The organism is Oceanobacter antarcticus (assembly GCF_044962685.1).
Classification (GTDB): domain Bacteria; phylum Pseudomonadota; class Gammaproteobacteria; order Pseudomonadales; family Oceanobacteraceae; genus Oceanobacter; species Oceanobacter antarcticus.
The window spans coordinates 66,882-85,785 of record NZ_JBBKTX010000013.1 but is presented as its reverse complement, the minus strand read 5'-3'; the positions used below and the strand labels follow the sequence as shown (position 1 = coordinate 85,785).

At 55.5% G+C, this 18,904-nt stretch carries 12 protein-coding genes; 6 read left to right on the top strand and 6 right to left on the bottom strand.

Annotated elements, in window-relative coordinates; translation table 11 throughout:
• Positions 1 to 146: 146 nt before the first annotated feature.
• The 6 genes from WG929_RS11730 to WG929_RS11705 all read left to right on the top strand — a co-directional run bounded on the left by WG929_RS11730 (position 147) and on the right by WG929_RS11705 (position 12,634).
• Entirely contained in the window at positions 147 to 3,578 is a 3,432-nt protein-coding gene (locus WG929_RS11730; RefSeq protein ID WP_416206156.1) for an autotransporter outer membrane beta-barrel domain-containing protein, read from the top strand.
• A 117-nt stretch (positions 3,579 to 3,695) separates the two neighbouring features.
• Positions 3,696 to 4,790, top strand: a complete 1,095-nt coding sequence (locus WG929_RS11725) for a hypothetical protein (RefSeq protein WP_416206155.1) — start codon at positions 3,696 to 3,698, stop codon at positions 4,788 to 4,790.
• Positions 4,791 to 4,956: 166 nt separating this feature from the next.
• Positions 4,957 to 6,264: an ABC transporter substrate-binding protein gene (locus WG929_RS11720; protein WP_416206154.1), complete on the top strand. Its 1,308-nt coding sequence runs from the start codon at positions 4,957 to 4,959 to the stop codon at positions 6,262 to 6,264.
• Positions 6,265 to 6,438: 174 nt separating this feature from the next.
• A complete protein-coding gene (gene tal / locus WG929_RS11715; protein WP_416206153.1) occupies positions 6,439 to 7,389 on the top strand; it encodes a transaldolase in 951 nt (316 codons plus the stop codon).
• A 230-nt stretch (positions 7,390 to 7,619) separates the two neighbouring features.
• Positions 7,620 to 8,894, top strand: a complete 1,275-nt coding sequence (gene sbcD, locus WG929_RS11710; RefSeq protein WP_416206152.1) for an exonuclease subunit SbcD — start codon at positions 7,620 to 7,622, stop codon at positions 8,892 to 8,894.
• The gene (locus WG929_RS11705; RefSeq protein ID WP_416206151.1) at positions 8,891 to 12,634 is read left to right on the top strand and encodes an SbcC/MukB-like Walker B domain-containing protein; all 3,744 of its coding nucleotides are present in this window, start codon (positions 8,891 to 8,893) and stop codon (positions 12,632 to 12,634) included. The genes sbcD and WG929_RS11705 overlap by 4 nt, the downstream gene beginning before the upstream one ends.
• A gap of 16 nt (positions 12,635 to 12,650) precedes the next feature.
• Here the strand turns inward: WG929_RS11705 and WG929_RS11700 are convergent, their stop codons facing one another.
• From WG929_RS11700 to WG929_RS11675, 6 genes are all read right to left on the bottom strand, one after another.
• Positions 12,651 to 13,010: a 5-carboxymethyl-2-hydroxymuconate Delta-isomerase gene (locus WG929_RS11700; protein ID WP_416206150.1), complete on the bottom strand. Its 360-nt coding sequence runs from the start codon at positions 13,008 to 13,010 to the stop codon at positions 12,651 to 12,653.
• Positions 13,011 to 13,054: 44 nt separating this feature from the next.
• On the bottom strand, positions 13,055 to 14,512 hold the full coding sequence (locus WG929_RS11695) for a glutamine synthetase family protein (protein ID WP_416206149.1): 1,458 nt from the start codon (positions 14,510 to 14,512) through the stop codon (positions 13,055 to 13,057).
• Positions 14,513 to 14,593: 81 nt separating this feature from the next.
• Positions 14,594 to 15,916: a Rieske 2Fe-2S domain-containing protein gene (locus tag WG929_RS11690; RefSeq protein ID WP_416206148.1), complete on the bottom strand. Its 1,323-nt coding sequence runs from the start codon at positions 15,914 to 15,916 to the stop codon at positions 14,594 to 14,596.
• A gap of 38 nt (positions 15,917 to 15,954) precedes the next feature.
• On the bottom strand, positions 15,955 to 17,235 hold the full coding sequence (locus WG929_RS11685) for an NAD(P)/FAD-dependent oxidoreductase (RefSeq protein ID WP_416206147.1): 1,281 nt from the start codon (positions 17,233 to 17,235) through the stop codon (positions 15,955 to 15,957).
• Positions 17,232 to 17,567, bottom strand: a complete 336-nt coding sequence (locus WG929_RS11680; RefSeq protein WP_416206146.1) for a 2Fe-2S iron-sulfur cluster-binding family protein — start codon at positions 17,565 to 17,567, stop codon at positions 17,232 to 17,234. The genes WG929_RS11685 and WG929_RS11680 overlap by 4 nt, the downstream gene beginning before the upstream one ends.
• A 27-nt stretch (positions 17,568 to 17,594) precedes the next feature.
• Complete coding sequence (locus WG929_RS11675; RefSeq protein ID WP_416206145.1) at positions 17,595 to 18,893, bottom strand: TRAP transporter large permease; 1,299 nt, start codon at positions 18,891 to 18,893, stop codon at positions 17,595 to 17,597.
• Positions 18,894 to 18,904: the final 11 nt, after the last annotated feature.

Here is an 18,904-nt window from a genome sequence, read left to right as displayed (position 1 = left end):
AAGGTTGGCAGATTTTGGTGCTCTTAAAGGGGGAGAACGGTTTTCCTTTGAGCGATTTTCAGCCATTATTAGTACAGTTGCATCTGATCTGACAGATACGCTGTTGCGTTGGATGCCTGACAATCCAACCAACACGGACAGTGAATATGATACGGTTTTCCTTAACGCCACTGGCATTCGCCATGGCGCTGGCTCTCACCGCATGTGGCGGCGGCAGTAGTGATAGCGATAGTGGCAGTGATGCTGGCACGGATACAGGTACGGATACAGGTACGGTTACCCGGGTCAGCCTGACCGGTCTGGCAGTCAAGGGCATTCTGACGGGCGCTGACATCACGGTGACCAGCCTCAATGGCAGCACCGAGTATGGCACGACGACGACGGATACGACCGGCCGCTATACTCTGGCAGAGATGGATATTCCATCCGAGGTGCCCGTCAAGGTCACCATGACCACCAATTCCTCTACCCAGGTCAAGTGTGACGCCGCAGGGGGATGTACCTGGGGAGGCAACAGCTACACCTTCGGCCAGTTCTATGACTACGACAATGCCGATTTCAAATTGACCGCCATTTTACCGTCTTATGGCTCCGAAACGGCCAAGACCCTGATGGTAACCCCGGTCACTCACCTGGCGGCGACCCGTGCGGCAGCGGCTTATCCCAGTGGCGCGACTGCGGCAGAAGTAACGGCGGTGAACAAGGCAACCGCGACTTTGCTGGGCCTGGATAACGTTGATATCACCAATACCTCTCCTGCCGACATCACCAGTTCAGACTCTGCCAGTGCCAATATTGATAGCCAGAAGTACGGTGCTATCGTGGCGGCCATTGCCACTGTTGCCAGCCGGAAAAATACCGATATTGCCAACGTCGTGAATAGCCTGGCAGCAGACTACAGCGATGGCGGAGTGGTGATTAATTCCAGCGATGAAAATGCTGTTGATCTGGAAGATGTCTTTGCTGGTGCCGCCGACGCGGCGGAAGAAGCGGGGACTAATCTGGGTGCTACCGGTGTGGCGATTGCTACCGAATACCATCTGGATGAACTGGAAGCCAGTGTCGCAGCAGCAGACGAAGAAGAAGTGGCTGAGGTGGTGGTTGAAGACGAAACCACCACCGAGCCAACCGAAGAGGAACTCAAAGCGCAGGCGGTGGCCGCTTCGATCAGCCTGATTGAGGATCTGAACAACTGGAATGATGCGATCCAGAGCGTGGATACCGACACTCTGGTGACCGCTCTGGATACCGAAGCGGCAGAAACTGATGCACTGGTGAGTGCAATGGCAAGCAAGGCAGATATCTTCCGTGGTTTTCAAGAGCTGGTGGTTGAAAGTGAGCTGTATGAAGACTGTTCCTGGTGGGATAGCAGCGACAACTGCCTGGAGTACGATACCTACGAAGAAACTCATCCGGGGGTGGTATTCCAGGCAACCGGCATCATGCTGCAGAACGTTGCCTTGGGTGCCTATATCGTGCAGAACTATAACGATTTGGATAGCACCGATAACGGTGATGGCAGTTTCACCATTACGGCAACCGGGTTGTTAGCCAGCGGTGTTGCTCTGCCCATTGTTGATTTTCTGGATGCCGACGAGGATGGCCAGCCAGACGATGGCAAAGACGTCAGCGTCACCTATACCACCACCACGCTATTTGGTGCCACCTATGTTGATGCCCTTAGCTTCTCCGGTGAAGGTGTTGGTGCCACGATTGATGATGGTTCTGCGATGACCGTGAGTATCGGCTTGAGCGGTGCCCTGACGGCGAACATCACTGCTTTTAATATGACGGGTCTGGAGGATGGCGAATCCTTCTCCGCCAGCGGTAGCCTCGGCCTGACTTTTGATTCTCTCGACAGCCTGACAGCCTTTGTTGAAACCGAAGCGATCGATGGCCTGAAAGACATGAGCATCCAGCTCGACAGCAGCATTGACGGCATCAGTGAATTGGCGGACGACACCGATTTTGCCCAGGCCAGTGCTGACCTGACCATTGATCTGGCAGTCAGCCGTGCGGTCGATGGCAGTGGTGACTACACGGGTGATCTGCAAGGTTCACTGGCAATGGGCGTATTACTGCAAAATGATGCTGGCAACGAGGACAAGATTGAAGGCACCCTGACGGCTACTATCGGTGGCTCTTCAGACGACATCAATGACCTTGAGAGCTGGTTTGTGGCTGACACTGCCGCCATCACTTTTGTTGGTGCGCTACAGGCAACGGATACTGACGGTAACGTGCTCACCTTCGACGGCAGTATCGGCATCGTACCGACGCTGGCTGATGGTGAAGATGCCGGAGTGGATCTGAACTTCGACGGTGCCGCCAAGCTGGTCAAGGCGAGTGGATATTCAAGCGCCTTTGCTGGTGCTATCGGCATCCGCGACGAAGCTATTCTCGCGGCCAATGGCTCGATCATAAAAGATGGTTATGACTCTCCGATCTATGTGCTCACCGCAGCATCGCTGTCGGGTGATCTGGAAGTGATTAATACGGCCGGTACCACCCGCTTGCATCTGTCCGGCTATATCGGTGCCAACAACCTGCAGGAAGTGGCGGCGTTGGCGGGCTTTGGTAATGGCCCGGTTGATCCTGGTTATGGCACGGTGATCGACAGCATTACCATCACCGGAGTGACGGTAAACTATCACGACGATAACTCTGTCAGCCTGACGTTTGAAAGTAACTACGACCCATCGTTTGCCAGTCTGTTAACCAATATGACCGGGTATGGCTGGACTGGGTATGTGTCTGACGGCAGTGCCTATATTCCATCCGAGACGCAGATTACGCTTGAAAATTGCGTTGGTGACACAACCGCTGGCTACGATTGTGACATCTATATTGCTGGTATCAGTGCTCAGGATGTCCATCTGGACGGTAGTGTCGATATTGATGATGCGACTGACTGGTGGGCAGCAGTGTCCGACAGTCTTTCTTATTATGAATATGCGTCAGCCTCTTTAACTGTTGCCGATCAGAATGGTGCACAAGCCTGGTTATACGGCTCTGAGTACGTTTATCTGGAAGACCTGTTAGCGGGTAATGCCGTTACGCTGGAGATTTATGTTGAAGGGGTCGATCTCTATGACGCCAGTGCTGAGGGCCGCATTCTGGATGCTGAAACCGCCGAGGCTTACCTCGAATACTCCGTTGCTCTGGAAGTTGATGCAGCCGCCATGGGTATGGACGATGCCAGTATCCGCCTGGTCGGTGAACGCACTGGCCTGGAAGACGGCATCGGCTTGCTACGACTGAAATATGGCAGCAACTCGATCACCATCAACCTGGATTCTGAACAGTTAACTACAGCGTCCGTTACTAACCTGAAAATCAGCAATGGTGATGTCACCATGACCATCGCCGCCACCTGTGCCTCTGGCGATGTCACGGCTCAGGGTATTGCGGCCTGTGACGGTGATCTGGAGTTTGCTGGCAACATCACCTCCGGCGGCTATGATGTGGGTACGCTGGAAGTCCGTAGTGGCTTGCCGGTATTCGTGTTCGACGATGGCAGCCAATACAATCTGGTGGTAACTCCCGCCTTTATGGTGGAACTGGCAACCGGCCAGTAACTGTCCGCTAGGTGTAAAAACAGGGAGCCAACGGCTCCCTGTTTTTTTGCCTGTTTTTTTTTTTATTGGTTTGTTTTTTTGTTATTGCTGGAATCAGCAACCCCCAAGGAAAGATCTATGACGATAAGGAACCGCCGGTGGTTGTTATGCCCGCTACTGATGCTGGCCGGAGCGACCCTTATTGGGCCGGTTCAGGCTGAGGACTGGCGTGTCGCCTACCGCCAGGATATTTACGCCTGGTCTGGTGCTATGGCGGTGGCGGAAATCACCAACGACTGGAACGGCACCCTGAAAGATGGCGATGACGGCTTTCTGTGGATGCAGGAAGTGGCAGCGGTCGGCTATGGCCCTTTCTCCATTGGCTACGTTTCTCGCCATCATGCCGAGTACGAATTCCCCAATGCGCTGGCGCGCGGTTTTTATTATGAGGCCAACGATGTTGCGCTGGATGATAGGTACGAAGTTGAGGCTGAAGTACGTGCCAGGCACTATCAGGGTGAAGGCCTGAGCCTGTCCTGGGACTTTGAATCTGCACGAGCCAATCAGTGGTCGATCACCCCGTCGATTACCTGGTTGCGTTTGTATCGGCTGATTTGGGGGGAAGTGAGTGGCACCATGAACTATCTGGATGCTGATCACTGGGGTGGTGATCTGGATGTGGATTATGGCTATACCGAAGATAAAATCCCGCCTGCCCGAGCGCTGGATGGGCGCTCGTACGGTGACCTTTACAGCCTTGATCTGGCGTTTCATTGGCGTTGGCAGAATTATCAGATCGATTATCAGGGCTACAATCTGTTGGCCAGGATCGACTGGCCGGATATGCCAGGGACGATAGCCAACAAAAACTGGCAGTATGATAGTGGTGCCCTGACGACGGATAGTGATTATTTTGTCTATGGTTACGAGTTTTATGAAAACCGTGTACTGCGCCCGCCACGGGTGCATACCCTGCGCCAGCAATACGCGCTCACCAGTGAGCTGAACGTCACCCTCAGTAGCTATCTGAACCGGATCCGCAATGGCCATGAATTGGGTCTCCGCTGGCAGCCAGATACCTTTGCCTGGACACTGGCGCTGGATTCCAAAGGCGAAGCCTTCCGGGTGGGCATGCACCATCGCCGGGTGCAGATCGAGCTACTGAGCGACAGTCTGAATATCTCGCGCAGCCGCTTGCTGGCCTTGCAATTCGGGGTCGTACTGGTGTTTTAAAGAGACACGATCCCTGTGCGATAGGAGTAATCCCTTAACCGCTGAATCTGGCGAAACGTCCGTGTGATATCCACGTTCGCAGCTAAAATAATGGTAATGTGAGGTCACGTTGCCTAGCGTCAACAGCCCAGGCCTCACAAGAATAACAAGTCGTCAGGAGTCCCATATGCCATTCAAGTTAGCTACTGCCGTACTCGGTGCCATGATGGCGCTGTCTGTCGCTGCGCAGGCCGCTACCGAACTGGTGATTGCGACCGTGAATAACGGTCATATGATCGAAATGCAAAAACTGACGCCACAGTTTGAAAAAGCCAACCCGGATATCAAGGTAAAGTGGGTCACTCTCGAAGAAAGTGTGCTACGTCAGCGCATAACGACCGACATTGCCACCAGAAATGGCCAGTTTGATGTGATGACCATTGGTATGTACGAAGCCCCGATCTGGGGCGGGCGAGGCTGGCTGAAAACACTGGAATTTGGCCCGGAGTACGATGTTGATGACCTACTGCCCGCGATTCGCAGCGGTCTGTCAAACAAAGGCAAGCTGGTGGCGGCACCTTTCTACGGTGAAAGCTCGATGTTGATGTACCGTGCTGACCTGGTCGAAAAGGCTGGATTCACAATACCGCCACGTCCGACCTGGGACTATATCGCCAAGGTTGCGGCAGCCATTCATGATGAGGGCAACGGCGTATACGGTATCTGCCTGCGTGGCAAGCCAGGCTGGGGGGATAACATGGCTTTTCTGACGACGATGGTCAATACCTGGGGCGGCCAGTGGTTTGATATGGACTGGAAGCCGCAACTCAATACCCAGCCCTGGCACGATGCAATCCGCTTTTACGTTGACTTGATGCGCCAATACGGGCCGCCCGATTCGTCTGCCAACAGCTTTAACGAAATCCTTGCACTGTTTAACGCAGGCAAGTGCGGTATGTGGGTCGATGCCACCATTGCTGCGTCCTTTATCTCCGACCCGGCCTTGTCCAGGGTTGCGGACAAGGTGGCTTATGCCCAGGCACCGACCAAACTGACCCCCAAAGGCTCCCATTGGCTATGGGCCTGGGCGTTGGCGATACCGGTATCGGCGGGGCACCCGGATGAGGCCCTCCGGTTTATTTCATGGGCCACATCCAGAGCATATATTCAACTGGTGGGTAAAGACTCTGGCTGGGCTCGCGTACCAACAGGCACCCGCCACTCTACTTATGAGAATGAGCAGTTTATTCAAGCCGCCACCTTTGCCGGCGCCGAGTTGCAGGCCATTAGCAGTGCCAATCCAGCAAACAGTACCCTGCATCCGTCGCCTTATATCGGTATTCAATTTGCCGCCATTCCTGAATTTCAGACGATAGGCATTGTGGTTGGCCAACAGATCAGCGCTGCATTGGCGGGCAAGCGTAGTGTCGAGGATGCGCTAAGGGCGAGCCAGAGTTTTGCCGACCGCGAAATGCGTAAAGGCCGTTATTACTGATCAGCCACCAACCCGGATCCGAATTACACTGGCAAATAAACAGTATATGGGTACTATTTGTTATCAATTGTTACCGCTTGCGGCCAGCCCAATTCAACCTGTCGTGCCAGCATCCACTGGTGTTTAATGCGACCGCTGCTAACCCCGCACCAATACGATCAAAAGGAACCTGTTATGCCAAGCCTGTTTGAGCAACTGAAACACTACAGCACACTGGTTGCCGACACTGGCGACCTGGCTGCCATTCAGACTCTGAAACCGGAAGATGCCACGACCAACCCCTCACTGGTGTTAAAAGCTGTTCAGTCCGGCCAGTACGATGCCACCGTCGATGCCTCACTGGCAGCGGCAGAAGGAGACAGCATGGCTACTCGAATCGATGATGCCTGTGACCGGCTGTCGGTTGCCATGGGCGCTGCGATTCTGCAACACATTCCCGGTCGCATTTCGACCGAAGTGAATGCCCGCCTGTCATTCAACAGCGCTGCCAGTATCGACAAGGCTCGCCGGCTGGTGGCGTTGTATGAAGAACAAGGCGTTGGTCGTGACCGTATCCTGATCAAACTGGCGGCTACCTGGGAGGGCATCAAAGCCGCTGAAATCCTGGAAAAAGAAGGCATCCAGTGCAACCTGACGCTGATTTTCAGTTTTACCCAGGCCCGCGCCTGTGCCGAAGCTGGCGTCTTCCTGATCTCACCCTTCGTGGGTCGCATTCTGGACTGGTTCAAAAAAGCCAATCCGGGCGTCGACTACGCTCCGGCGGAAGAACCCGGCGTACTTTCTGTTGCAGGCATTTATCAATACTTCAAACAGCACGGCTATCAAACGGTCGTGATGGGTGCCAGTTTCCGTAATAGCGGTGAAATTCTGGCCCTGGCCGGTTGTGACCGCCTGACCATCAGCCCGGCATTACTGACCGAACTGTCGGAAACCAAGGGTGAGCTGAACCGTGCTCTGAGCTACGCAGGCGATGTGATTGAGCGTCCAGCTATCATGACGGAAGCAGAATATCGCTGGGATCTGAACCAGGACGCCATGGCGACGGAGAAACTGGCTGAAGGGATTCGTGGTTTTGAGAAAGACCAGAAAATTCTGGAAGGCTTACTGACTGACAAGCTGGGTTAATGATCCGAATTGATCGGGAATACATCATTTCCGCTTTTTTCGTCTTTCTAATACTGGCCTGCAGCTGTTCAGTGAGTGTCGTCGGCCATACAGAATCGTATCAATCGTTGTCGATGCGGGCCAGCGGCCCGTGCGCTTCGTAAAGCAATAGATGCCCCCTCGCCTGACCATCCGTTCCACCTCTCTGTGATAGTCTATCCGCCATTCATTCATGGTTACGGATAAGCGGCATGAAAATTCTGCATACGTCTGACTGGCACCTGGGTCAGAGCTTTTTTACCAAGAGTCGTAAGGCCGAGCATCAGGCGTTTTTGAATTGGTTGCTGGAGCAGGTGCGGGTCGAGGAAATCGACGCAGTGATTGTGGCGGGGGATATTTTCGATACCGGCACGCCACCGAGTTATGCACGAGAAATGTACAACCGCTTTATCGTCGCGATCAGTCAGTGCCGCTGTACCTTGGTGGTGTTGGGTGGCAATCACGATTCGGTATCGACCCTGAACGAATCAAAACAGTTGGTGGCATGCCTGAATACCTATGTCGTTGCCAGCGTACAGGCGTTAGCACACAGCCAGGAGCACGGCACCCAAAGCCAGGCTCAAGCCCATGATCAAATTATTGAGCTTAACGACCGCCACGGCAATACGGGCGCGATCGTGTGTGCGATTCCGTTTATCCGCCCTCGGGATGTGTTGCAGAGCAGCGCGGGGGAGTCCGGGCTGGAGAAGCGTCAGGCGTTGGGCGAGGCGATCAAGCAGCACTATCATCAGTTGTATCAGGCGGCGCTGGCGCTCAAAACGGCCAAACAACTCGACGTGCCGGTGATTGCTACCGGTCATTTGACCGCACTCGGGGTCAGTCAGTCGGATTCGGTGCGAGATATTTACATCGGTTCGCTGGATGGCTTTGCGGCGGATGGTTTCCCGCCGGCGGATTACATTGCCCTGGGGCATATTCACCGGCCTCAGCGGGTCGCCAAAACCGAGCATATTCGTTATAGCGGTTCGCCTATTCCGCTCAGTTTTGACGAGCTGAAAACCACCAAACAGGTATTGATGGTGGAGTTTGCAGCGGCTAAAACCGTAGCGATCACGCCGCTGGAAGTCCCTGTCTTTCAGGCACTGGCAGTGATCAAAGGGGATCTTGTCGCGATCGAAGCAGCGCTAAAAACCTACGCTCATGTACCGCCAACAGAACCAGTCTGGCTGTGTATTGAGGTAGAGGGGCAGGACTACCTCGCCGATTTGCCGCAACGTATCCAAGTCTTGACCGATGGCCTGGCGGTGGAGGTGTTGCAGCTGCGTCGTGCACGTAATACCGCCCGGCAGGGGTTAACTCAGCAGGTGCGAGAAACGCTGGCGGAGTTAACCCCTGCCGATGTCTTTGCCAAACGATTGGCACTGGAAACCTTTGACAGCGAAACGGAGCAAGCCCGACGGACAAGAATCGAAGCGCAGTTTCGGCAGATCCTCGCGGAAATCGAGAATCCGGAGCACACGCCATGAAGATTTTAAGTCTCCAGTTCAAGAATCTGAATTCGCTCAAAGGCGCGTGGAAAATCGACTTCACCCAACCGCCATTTGTTGATAACGGCTTGTTTGCCATCACCGGCCCCACCGGGGCCGGTAAAACCACCTTGCTCGATGCCATCTGTCTGGCGCTCTACCATCAGACGCCCAGGCTGGGGCAAGTTACGTCGTCCTCCAACGAGATCATGACGCGAGGTACCGCAGAGTGTTCGGCGGAAGTGCAGTTTGAGGTAAAAGGTACGGCTTATCGGGCGCACTGGAGCATGCGCCGTTCGCGTGGCAAGGCCGATGGCAATCTGCAACAGGCCGATGTCGAGTTGGCAGAAGTGGCCAGCGGCAAGGTGCTGGCGACTCAGGTACGCCCTAAAGGCGAGATGATTGAGGCCATTACCGGGCTGGATTTCTCCCGTTTTACCAAATCCATGTTGTTGTCCCAGGGGCAGTTTGCGGCCTTTCTGAATGCCAAAGAAGGTGAGCGAGCAGAGCTGCTGGAAGAACTGACCGGCACGGAAATCTATGGCCAGATTTCCGTGCGAGTGCATGAACAGTATTCACAGGCCAGGCAAACACTGGCCGAGTTGGAGTCACAAGCCAACGGTGTGCAACTGCTGACCGCAGACCAGCAACAGCAGTTACAGGAGGAGTTAATCCGGCTGCAGCAACAACAAGAGGAGCACCAACGCAAGCTGGTTGCTGCGACCGCTCACCGTGACTGGTGGCAACAGCACGATTTGGCCCAACAGCATAAAACCACCAATACCGAACGCTTGCAGGCCGCGAAAGCCCAACAGGCTGCCGCTGAGCCAGAGATGCAACGCTTGCAGCAAAGTGAACCGGCGGTGCAGTTGAATACCCCGTTCACTCTGTTAAGCGCCACTCGCGAGCAAGCCGAGCAGAGTCAGGCACTCTGCCGTGAAAAACAGGCACAAGAACAAACCCTGACAACGCAAATGACAACCGCAGCGGCGCAGTTTGCGCAGCAGAGCGTGCTGCTGCAGGCGGCAAAAGCGCGCCATGAACAGCAAGAGCGACTGCTAAATGATCACGTTGTGCCGCTGGATCAGCAGATCGCTGCCGAGCAGGAAAAACTGCACGACAGAAACAGTCGTATCAAAGCGTTCAGTGATAAAAAAGAGACGTGCCAACAGCAACTGGCATTACTGCATGAGCAGATTCAGCGCCAGACGCAGCAGCTCAAAACCGTTGAACACTATTTACAGCAGCATCCGGCTGACCAGTCGTTAAAACAGCATCTGGGCCAATGGCAGTTGCAGGCGCGACAGATTCAGGACGCACAGCAGCTGCTGAGTCAGTTGGCCGAAAAAGAATCCAGCGTGCTGCAACAGCTGGCCCAACAGCAAAACACACAGGCTCAGGACGAACAGCACTATCTGGCGGCTCAGGCCGACGCACTGAATAAAGAACAGGCCTGGCAACAGGCCAATCACCGGCTGATGGGTGCCACCAGTGAACATGGCCATCTGGATGCACTGGAGCAACAGCGTGATCAGCTGACGGCTCACTATGCGGTGCTGTTGAAAATGCAGCAAATCCGCCGTCAGTGGCAACAGCTTGCAAAGGAGCGGCAAGACAAGCAAACAACGGAACAAGTCGAACGGGGCCGTTACGCCATGGTTGAGCAGACGCGTACCCAGCTGCTACAACGGTTTCAACAGCAAGAACAGCTGGTAAAGGCATTGAGCAAGCTGGTGACTCAGGATGAACAGTTGGCTCATTACCGAACGGCGTTACAGGCAGGAGAGGCATGTCCTTTATGTGGCTCCCATGAGCATCCAGCGTTGCATCTAACGTTGCATCCAAGGCTGCCCACCGATGGGTTAACCGGCGGGCAAAACAGCGCGTCGCACAACATCCAAAACAAAGAGGCCGCCGAACAAGCGCTCAGCGTGATCAGAGAGCAGGGGCTGGAAGCCAAAGAGGCGCTCAAGTCCATCGAGCGTTATCTGCAAGACGTGACACAACGCCTGACGACGATCCAGACCGAGCACGCCAGTTTGGAACAACAATGGTTACAGGGGGCGGCAAGCCTGAATTTCGACGGCTCCATTACCGATGCCGTGGCATTGCAGCAGTACGAAGACAACGAAAAAGCCAAGCAGCAATACTACACCAACGCCATTCAGCAACTGAAAGCCCTGCGCCAGCAGTACGATGACAGCAAACAGCAACGTGATACTGCACAACGGCAGGCGGAACAATGGCGTGCAGCGCTGAAACTGACCGAACAATCTATTGCTAACACCCGCCAGAATCTGGCCGACAGCCAGCAGCAACAGGCCAAGACAACAGAGCAACTGACCTCGCTGCGGCAGACCTTTACCGCGCAACTGAGAGAGCAGGGTTATCAGCTGCCGCCGTTGGTATTAGCGCCAGAATCCGGGCCGGAACCGTTACAGTCGTGGCTGGCCGCCAGGCAGCAGGATGCCGGGCAATGGGATGCTTATAGCCAGGAAAAAGAACAGCTCAAGGTCAGTCTGAACCGTCTGGACACTGATCAGAAGCACAGCCAGCAGCAGCTGAATGAAGGCAGCCAGCAACTGGCTCAGCTGCAGCAAGAGCAGACGCAGCTGAGCCAGTCGTTGCAGTTACTTCGAGCTCGACGTCATGACCTGTTTGGCGACAACATTGTGCGGGAAGAGCGGGAAAAGAGCCTGCAACGCCTTCAGGGAACCGAGTCCGACTACAACACCGCACAGAGTAAGCACCACGCATTATCCAGCCACCATCAAGCGCTGGTGGCTGAGTTGAACAACCAGCAACACAGCCTCAATGGGTTGCAAATCCGGCTGCAAGCACAGCAAGCGAACTGGCTGTCGCTGTTGACGGCCAGCCCGTTTGATAACGAAGCGGCTTTTCAGCAAGCACTGTTGTCTGAACTGGAACGCCAGTTACTGACGGCACAAAAGCAGCAACTGGACAGCGAACTCGAACGCGCCAAGGCCTTGCTCGATCATGCTGAACAAGCGTTGAAGGCAGTTCTGGAAAACCCACGGGCCGCTGACTACCAGTCAATGCCGCCAGCAGACGTTGAAGCGCAACTGACAGCGCTGAACGGGGTGTCCGAGCAGCTGGCCAAACGCGATGGCGAAATCAGTCACGAACTCACTTCGGATCAGTCCCGCCGCCTGGGCCAGCAAGCGCTGTTCGAAAAAATTGCCGAATACACCCGCCACTACGATGATATTCACTCGCTGCATTCGCTGATTGGTTCGCAAAACGGCGATAAATTCCGCAAGTTTGCCCAAGGGCTCACACTGGATAATCTGGTTTATCTGGCGAACCAACAGCTGCAACGGCTGCACGGTCGTTACCTGCTGCGGCGCAAGCAAAACGCCAGTCTGGAACTAGCCGTACTGGACACCTGGCAGGGAGATAGCGAACGGGACACCAAGACCCTGTCTGGCGGCGAAAGCTTTTTGGTGAGTCTGGCACTGGCACTGGCGCTTGCTGATCTGGTGAGCCACAAAACCAGCATCGACTCGCTGTTTCTGGATGAAGGCTTTGGCACGCTGGACAGCGAAACGCTGGATATCGCCCTCGACGCGTTGGATAACCTCAACGCCTCCGGCAAAATGATTGGCGTGATCAGCCATATTGAAGCCATGAAAGAACGTATTCCAACCCAGCTTCGGGTGATCAAAAAGAGCGGACTGGGAATCAGCGAGCTGGACTCAGGCTATCGCGTGTCTGGATGAGTGAGCAACCGGGTAATTATTCCGGGTTATGTAACGGTAGCAGCCGTTTTTTGTAGGCGATGGCATTCATATCCCGAATGTCGATACTCAGACTGGTGACGTTGGGTAATTGCTCTGTCAGCACCTGCCGGAGGCTGATGGCGAGTTGTTCTTTTTGTGTGTCGGTGCGTCCTTCCAGGAGCGACAGGGTGATGTGCAGGAAGGTTTCGTCCGGTGTTCGCAGCAAAAACTGGTCGTAGGGTAGCGCCCGTAGCTTGAGGTCTTGCGGCTGGATAATGCCACCCTTGCAGGCGGCCTCGAACAGCTGTTGCAGCAGTGGCTGGAGCGCTGTTTGATGCTCTATTTTACGAGCGTATTCAATGACCAGATGGGGCATATAGACCTCTGCCTGTGTATGTATTATGCGGTATTCATTGCCGGTTAGAACAAATTAAAGTATTCCCGCTCTTCCCACTCTGAAACGGTCGTCAGATAGCGGTTCCATTCTGCTTTTTTGATACGGCTGTAATAATTCACGAAAGTGGTGCCGAATGACTGGCGGTACAGCTCGCTGGTTTCGAACAGTGTCACGGCATCCATCAGGCATTGCGGCAGGGTTTCGGCACTGCTGTCGTAGGGATTGGAAACCGGCTCCGGTGGTTCCAGTTGGCGCTTGACGCCATCCATACCACTGATGATCTGGGAGGCGAGATACAGGTAAGGGTTGGCGGCCGGTTCGCCGACGCGGTTTTCAATGCGGCTGGCGTTGTCTCCGGGGTTGGCGAGGCAACGTACCATGGCGCCGCGATTGTCTTTGCCCCATTGAATACGATCCGGTGCCAGGGTAAACGGTCGATAGCGTTTGTAGCCGTTAATGGTCGGCGTGGATAACACACAGCTGGCTTTGGCGTGGGCCAGAATACCGGCAATCCAGTGTTGGCCGAGGCGGGATATGGGTTCGCCCACGGCGGGTTCAAAGCAGTTTTTGCCGCTGTCCAGCGCCACAATGGACTGATGCAGGTGCCAGCCACTGGCCATGGAGTCTTCAAAGCGTGGCCGACACATAAAAGTGGCATGCAGGCCGTTGCGCTGGCACACCTGTTTGACCATGGAGCGGAACAGCACCATGTTGTCGGCTTGTTGCAGCGCCGGAGCCGGGTCAAAGGTGACTTCGAACTGGCTGGGGCCAAATTCCACTTCCAGTGAGCGTACCGGTAAATCCAGACCCTGGGCGTTACGGCGGATCAGGTCGAAGACGTCTTCCATTTCGTCGTAACGTTCTTCGGTCAGATATTGGTAACCCTGATTCAGCAGTTCGGTGGTGGGCGGTGTTCCTGGCTGACCGGCATCATTGTGGTTCCGTGGTTTGTCGAGGGTGCGAAAAACATGAAATTCCACTTCCAGCCCGGCAATAAATTCATAACCCGTGGCGTTGAGCTGTTGCTGGGCTTGTTTCAGCATGGCGCGGGTCGACAGTTCAACCGGTGTGCCATCGGTTTGATACAGATCGGCCAGTATCCAGCCGGTGTGAGGAGACCACGGCAATATCTTGAAGGTGGTAGGGTCGGGCAACATCAGCACGTCGCTGGCTCCGGTCATTTGCCCTTCACCAAACCCGGCATCGTCTTGCCAGACGGAAAACACGGTGCGGTGTGAGGTGTCTTTCAGCAGCATGGTCGAGCTCATGGTGATGCCTTTGTTCAAGGCTGAAGCCAGGCCGCTGGCAACGATGGTCTTGCCACGCAGCACGCCGTGCTGGTCAACAAATGACACCCGGATTACTTCGAGGTTGTTGGTTTGCATGGTGCCGAGCAGGGTTGTGCAGGCCGATACCTGCTCCGCGCTCCAGAGGCTGTGTTTACCGGAAAAGCTGTTCTCATGGTCGAATACCGCAGTCATGGTGTTCTCCTCGCAGGTCTGTCTGCCAGCCGTTAGTAATGGGCAAGGCGTGGATCCTGACGCGTTAAAGTGAGTTTGCGCTTACCGTTCAGCATCCCAGTCGCAGGCGGCACGGCGCTGCTGGTCACTGGTTCGCCATACGGTTTCCCAGTCCTGGGTCGGGGCGATGGCGTCAATGGCGACAGGGCCTTTGATGTCGCGTGCCTGGGCCGCGTTAACTTGCAGTGGCAACTCGCTCAGGTCGCCGCCTTCGCTGACAATCTTGATGGCCTTACGCAGTTTGCGCCGATGCTGGATGATGGCTTTGTCGGTGGTGCCCAGATGTTCGTTGGTGCGATCCTGAATCTTGCCCATGGATTCACACGCCCACTGGTCGTGGACGTTGATATCCAGTCCCATGCCGGTCCAGGTCAGGGTTTCCTGTTCTTCCCGGTTATAACCATAGTGGTTGCGTTTGTTACGGATCGGGGCGTAGTCGGGCAGGGTGTGTTCCAGCAGTCGTTGTGCACGCATGGTGGCTTTGTCGACTGGTTTGCCGAAGCTGGTGAACATCGAGAACCAGTAGCAGTTTTCGTCGTCGATAGGGACGTGCCATTGGGTGATGGTCATTTCGTTCGACATCGGAATCGTAATGGCGCAAGGGAAAACCTGGTTGGTCAGGCGTACATGGCTGGTGCCGTTTTGCAGGTCGCGCAGGGCGATGATGCGCAGGCCGTAGTCGGTGTCCTTGACGATAATATCGGGGCGATCAAACTCGCGTAATACCTGGGTCATGGGGATGTTGGTATCGGCGGCGGTATCGCGGAACTGCTTGCCGTAGCTGTCTTCAGGGTCTTCGTCCAGCAGAAAGCGGTGCAGGAACGAGGCGTGGGCCGGATCGATACCGACTTCCAGCGCTTGCAGCCAGTTGCATTCCCACAGGCCTTTAAAGGCAAAGACATGGCTGTCCGGTGCCTTGAAGCAGTCGAAGTCCGGGAAGGCGGGTGGCTCTCCGCTGCCCATAAAGGCGAAAATAATGCCGTTCACTTCGTGCAACGGGTAGGTGTTGATACGGATTTTTTCGTGGAATTTTGAGCCTTCCGGCTCGGCTGGCTGATCCAGGCATTGGCCGCTGGAGTCGAACTTCCAGCCATGGAATGGGCAGCGAATACCGCCGTCTTCTTTGCGGCCAAAACACATGTCGGCACCCCGGTGCGGGCAATGACGATCCATCAGCACCAGCTCGTTGTTTTCGTTGCGGAAGAGCGCCAGTTCTTCGCCCAACAGGTTGACCGGCACCACCGGGCGATCGCTTTCCAGTTCTTCCGACAAGGCGGCAGGCATCCAGTATTGGCGCAACAGTTTGCCCGCCGGGTCGGATGCCTTTACAAGGCTGAGTTCGTCGTTTTTTTCCTGGCTCATCATTAGTAAGTATCTCCTGCTGTCAGGCAGTCATCAGCGAATTAGGTAAAGCTTTTCAGACGCACCGTGGTGTCGGCGGCAGCATCTTTGGGCAATGGGTAGCGTTGGCTGACCAGCTTGCGCGCCGCAAGGTGGTCGGCGGGTGAATTCACTGAATCCACCCGGCACAAGCGGTTGTGCTGGTAATACAGCAGCGAGAATTTGCCGGTCTCCAGCTCGCCACGAACAATCAGGTCGTCGTAATCCAGTGCTGTGCCGACCATTTGCAGCTTGATGCCTTGCTGGTCTGACCAGAACCAGGGTGCGACACGTGCGGGAGCCGGTTGGCCGGTAATGACGGCGGCGACGGTTTTGGCTTGGTCTACGGCGTTTTGTATCGATTCGATATGGCTTGGCGGGTGACGCTGGCTCTCTGTTGGGTCTGGGGCAATAGTGGTGGTGCAGTCACCGCAGGCGTACACCGCCGGATCTGAGGTTTGGCCGTTCAGATCGACCAGAATACCGTTGTCACAGACGATTCCTGCCGCTTGCGCGAGCTGGTCATTGATGGTGGCACCAATACCGACGACAACCAGGTCGGCACTGAGTGTTTGGCCATTACTCAGCCGCAGATGGGTCTGGCCGCTGTCGGCAGGAGCGAGAGCCTCAACCGCCGTGTTGAAGCAAAAATTGACGCCGTTGTGCTGGTGAATCTGTAGCAGAAACGCGGACAGCTGTGAGGGCAACAGGCGTTGCAGAATACGACCGCCGTGTTCGACAACGGTCACCTGCTTACCCAGTGTGACGGCCGTTGACGCGACTTCCAGACCAATAAATCCGGCGCCGATGATGACGACGGTTTGAGCGTTATCGAAATCGGCTTTAAGGGCGATGGCATCGTCCATGCCTCGCAGCACCCTGACGCCTGTTACTCCGGACGCCAGCGGCAGTTGGCGGGCTGCAGCACCGGTGGCGATCACCAGCCGGTCGTAGTCGAAGGTGACGCGGCGACTGCCATGCTGTGCGGTTATGAATTGGTTGGCGCGGTCAATCTGACTGACCCGGTGGTTACACAGCAAAGTGATGTGTTTCTGTTGATAGAAGGCAGCGCCCCGTAACGCCAGCTGGCTGTTGTCGAGACCGTCTTTCAGGTATGTCTTCGACAGCGGTGGGCGTTGGTACGGCAGGTGTGCTCCGGCTTCCAGCAGGGTAATCGGTAAGCGGTAGCCCTGGTCTCGTAATGAGGCCGCGACCTGTACCCCGGCATGGGAGGCACCAATAATCACGGTGCCTGTCTCTGCGGCCTGTCGTCGGTTGGCTGGCGGCCGTGAGACGGAAGTCATGACTGGCATTCCGGCAATTCGAAGATATGCCCCGCCATGGCGTCGGTGACCAGCAGTTGGCAGCCCAGACGGCTGCTTGGCCGCCGCTCGGCGGCGGTTTCTTCCAGCATTTCCGCTTCTTCATCGTTGGCTGGCATCAGGCTGTTCAGCAGGCTGTCGGGTACATACAGGTGACAGGTGGCACACATACAGCTGCCGCCACACTCCGCTTCGATACCGTCAATATTGTTAACAATAGCGGCCTGCATGATGCTCTGGCCCAGGGGCGCGTCAATGTGCTGGATGTCGCCGTCCGGGAGTTTGAAACCGATGTTGATCGTTATGTTGCTCATAGTGTTATCCCCTGTGAAAACGGCGTGTCAGTTGCCCAGCAGCTCGGGTAAAAAAAGTGAAATAGCGGGAAAAGCCATCAAAATGGCCAGCCGCACAAAATCGGCCAGGACGAAGGGAATGACCCCGACCATGACATCGTTGATATGGAGGTTTTTGGTCGCCCCCTGTACCACAAACAGGTTCATGCCCACGGGTGGAGAAATCAGACCGGTTTCTACCGTGACGACGGCAATAATGCCGAACCAGATCGGGTCGAAGCCGCTGGCAACAATTACTGGGTAGAAGATGGGGACGGTCAGCAGGATCATGGCCAGGCTTTCGAGGAAGCAGCCCATGACAATGTAGAAACCGACAATCAGTGCCATCACCATCCAGGGCGACAGCTGGTAGGCGTCAATCATATCGACCATGGCGAACGACACCTGGCTGACCGACAACAGAAAACCAAACACCTCCGCACCAATCAGAATCACAAAGATGGTTGATGTGACGGCCACGGCTTCGGTAACGGCCTCGCGGAAATCATCCCAGCCCAAGCCGCGAAACAGGGCGAACACCAATGCTAATCCGGCACCAACACCACCGGCTTCGGTGGGGGAAAACAAACCGCCGTACAAACCGCCCATCACCAGACCAAATAACAATCCTACCGGCGCAAATTGCAGCAAGGCTTTACGTAGTGAACTGTTCTCGTCGGGTGCTTGTTCACCGGAGGGTTTCCATTTCCGCACCATCACGGTGACGGTAGCCAGATAAAGCGCATAAGCCAGCAAGCCCGGCAGGAATCCGGCCAGAAACATATCGCCGACCGATTGTTCGGTAATCAGCGCGTACAGCAACAGCGCGACCGACGGCGGAATCATGATGCCCAGCGTGCCACCGGCGGCCAGCGATCCAGCCGCCAGGCGAGGGTGATAACCCTGTTTCATCATTTCCGGGTAGGCCACCCGAGTCATGGTCGAGGCGGTCGCCAGCGATGAACCGGAAATGGCCGAGAACGCCGCACTGCCACTGACGGCCGCCAAGGCCAGGCTGCCGTTCCAGCCTTTGGTGAAATAGCGGGCGGACTCAAACAGATCTTTGGAAAACCCGGCGCGGGCGGCCAGGCTGCCCATCAGCAGGAACAAGGGGATAAGAGTAAACGAGTAGTTAGACGCGGTTTCAAACGCGGCCGTTTCCAGTACGTTTAAGGCGGGTTCAACCCCGACAATCAGTGCGAACCCTGACGCCCCGACCAGAATCATCGCCAGCCCGACCGGGCAGCCCAATGCCAGCAATAGCAGAATGACCACCATGCCAGCCAGACCAATTACAAGAGGATCCATCGTATTACCTT

Bases quoted from the DNA above. Each gene is read 5' to 3' on its own strand.
- WG929_RS11705 (WP_416206151.1), top strand. From the start codon at position 8,891: ATGAAGATTTTAAGTCTCCAGTTCAAGAATCTGAATTCGCTCAAAGGC.
- WG929_RS11690 (WP_416206148.1), bottom strand. From the start codon at position 15,916: ATGATGAGCCAGGAAAAAAACGACGAACTCAGCCTTGTAAAGGCATCC.
- sbcD (WP_416206152.1), top strand. From the start codon at position 7,620: ATGAAAATTCTGCATACGTCTGACTGGCACCTGGGTCAGAGCTTTTTT.
- tal (WP_416206153.1), top strand. From the start codon at position 6,439: ATGCCAAGCCTGTTTGAGCAACTGAAACACTACAGCACACTGGTTGCC.
- WG929_RS11675 (WP_416206145.1), bottom strand. From the start codon at position 18,893: ATGGATCCTCTTGTAATTGGTCTGGCTGGCATGGTGGTCATTCTGCTA.
- WG929_RS11695 (WP_416206149.1), bottom strand. From the start codon at position 14,512: ATGACTGCGGTATTCGACCATGAGAACAGCTTTTCCGGTAAACACAGC.
- WG929_RS11700 (WP_416206150.1), bottom strand. From the start codon at position 13,010: ATGCCCCATCTGGTCATTGAATACGCTCGTAAAATAGAGCATCAAACA.
- WG929_RS11685 (WP_416206147.1), bottom strand. From the start codon at position 17,235: ATGACTTCCGTCTCACGGCCGCCAGCCAACCGACGACAGGCCGCAGAG.
- WG929_RS11725 (WP_416206155.1), top strand. From the start codon at position 3,696: ATGACGATAAGGAACCGCCGGTGGTTGTTATGCCCGCTACTGATGCTG.
- WG929_RS11680 (WP_416206146.1), bottom strand. From the start codon at position 17,567: ATGAGCAACATAACGATCAACATCGGTTTCAAACTCCCGGACGGCGAC.
- WG929_RS11720 (WP_416206154.1), top strand. From the start codon at position 4,957: ATGCCATTCAAGTTAGCTACTGCCGTACTCGGTGCCATGATGGCGCTG.
- WG929_RS11730 (WP_416206156.1), top strand. From the start codon at position 147: ATGATACGGTTTTCCTTAACGCCACTGGCATTCGCCATGGCGCTGGCT.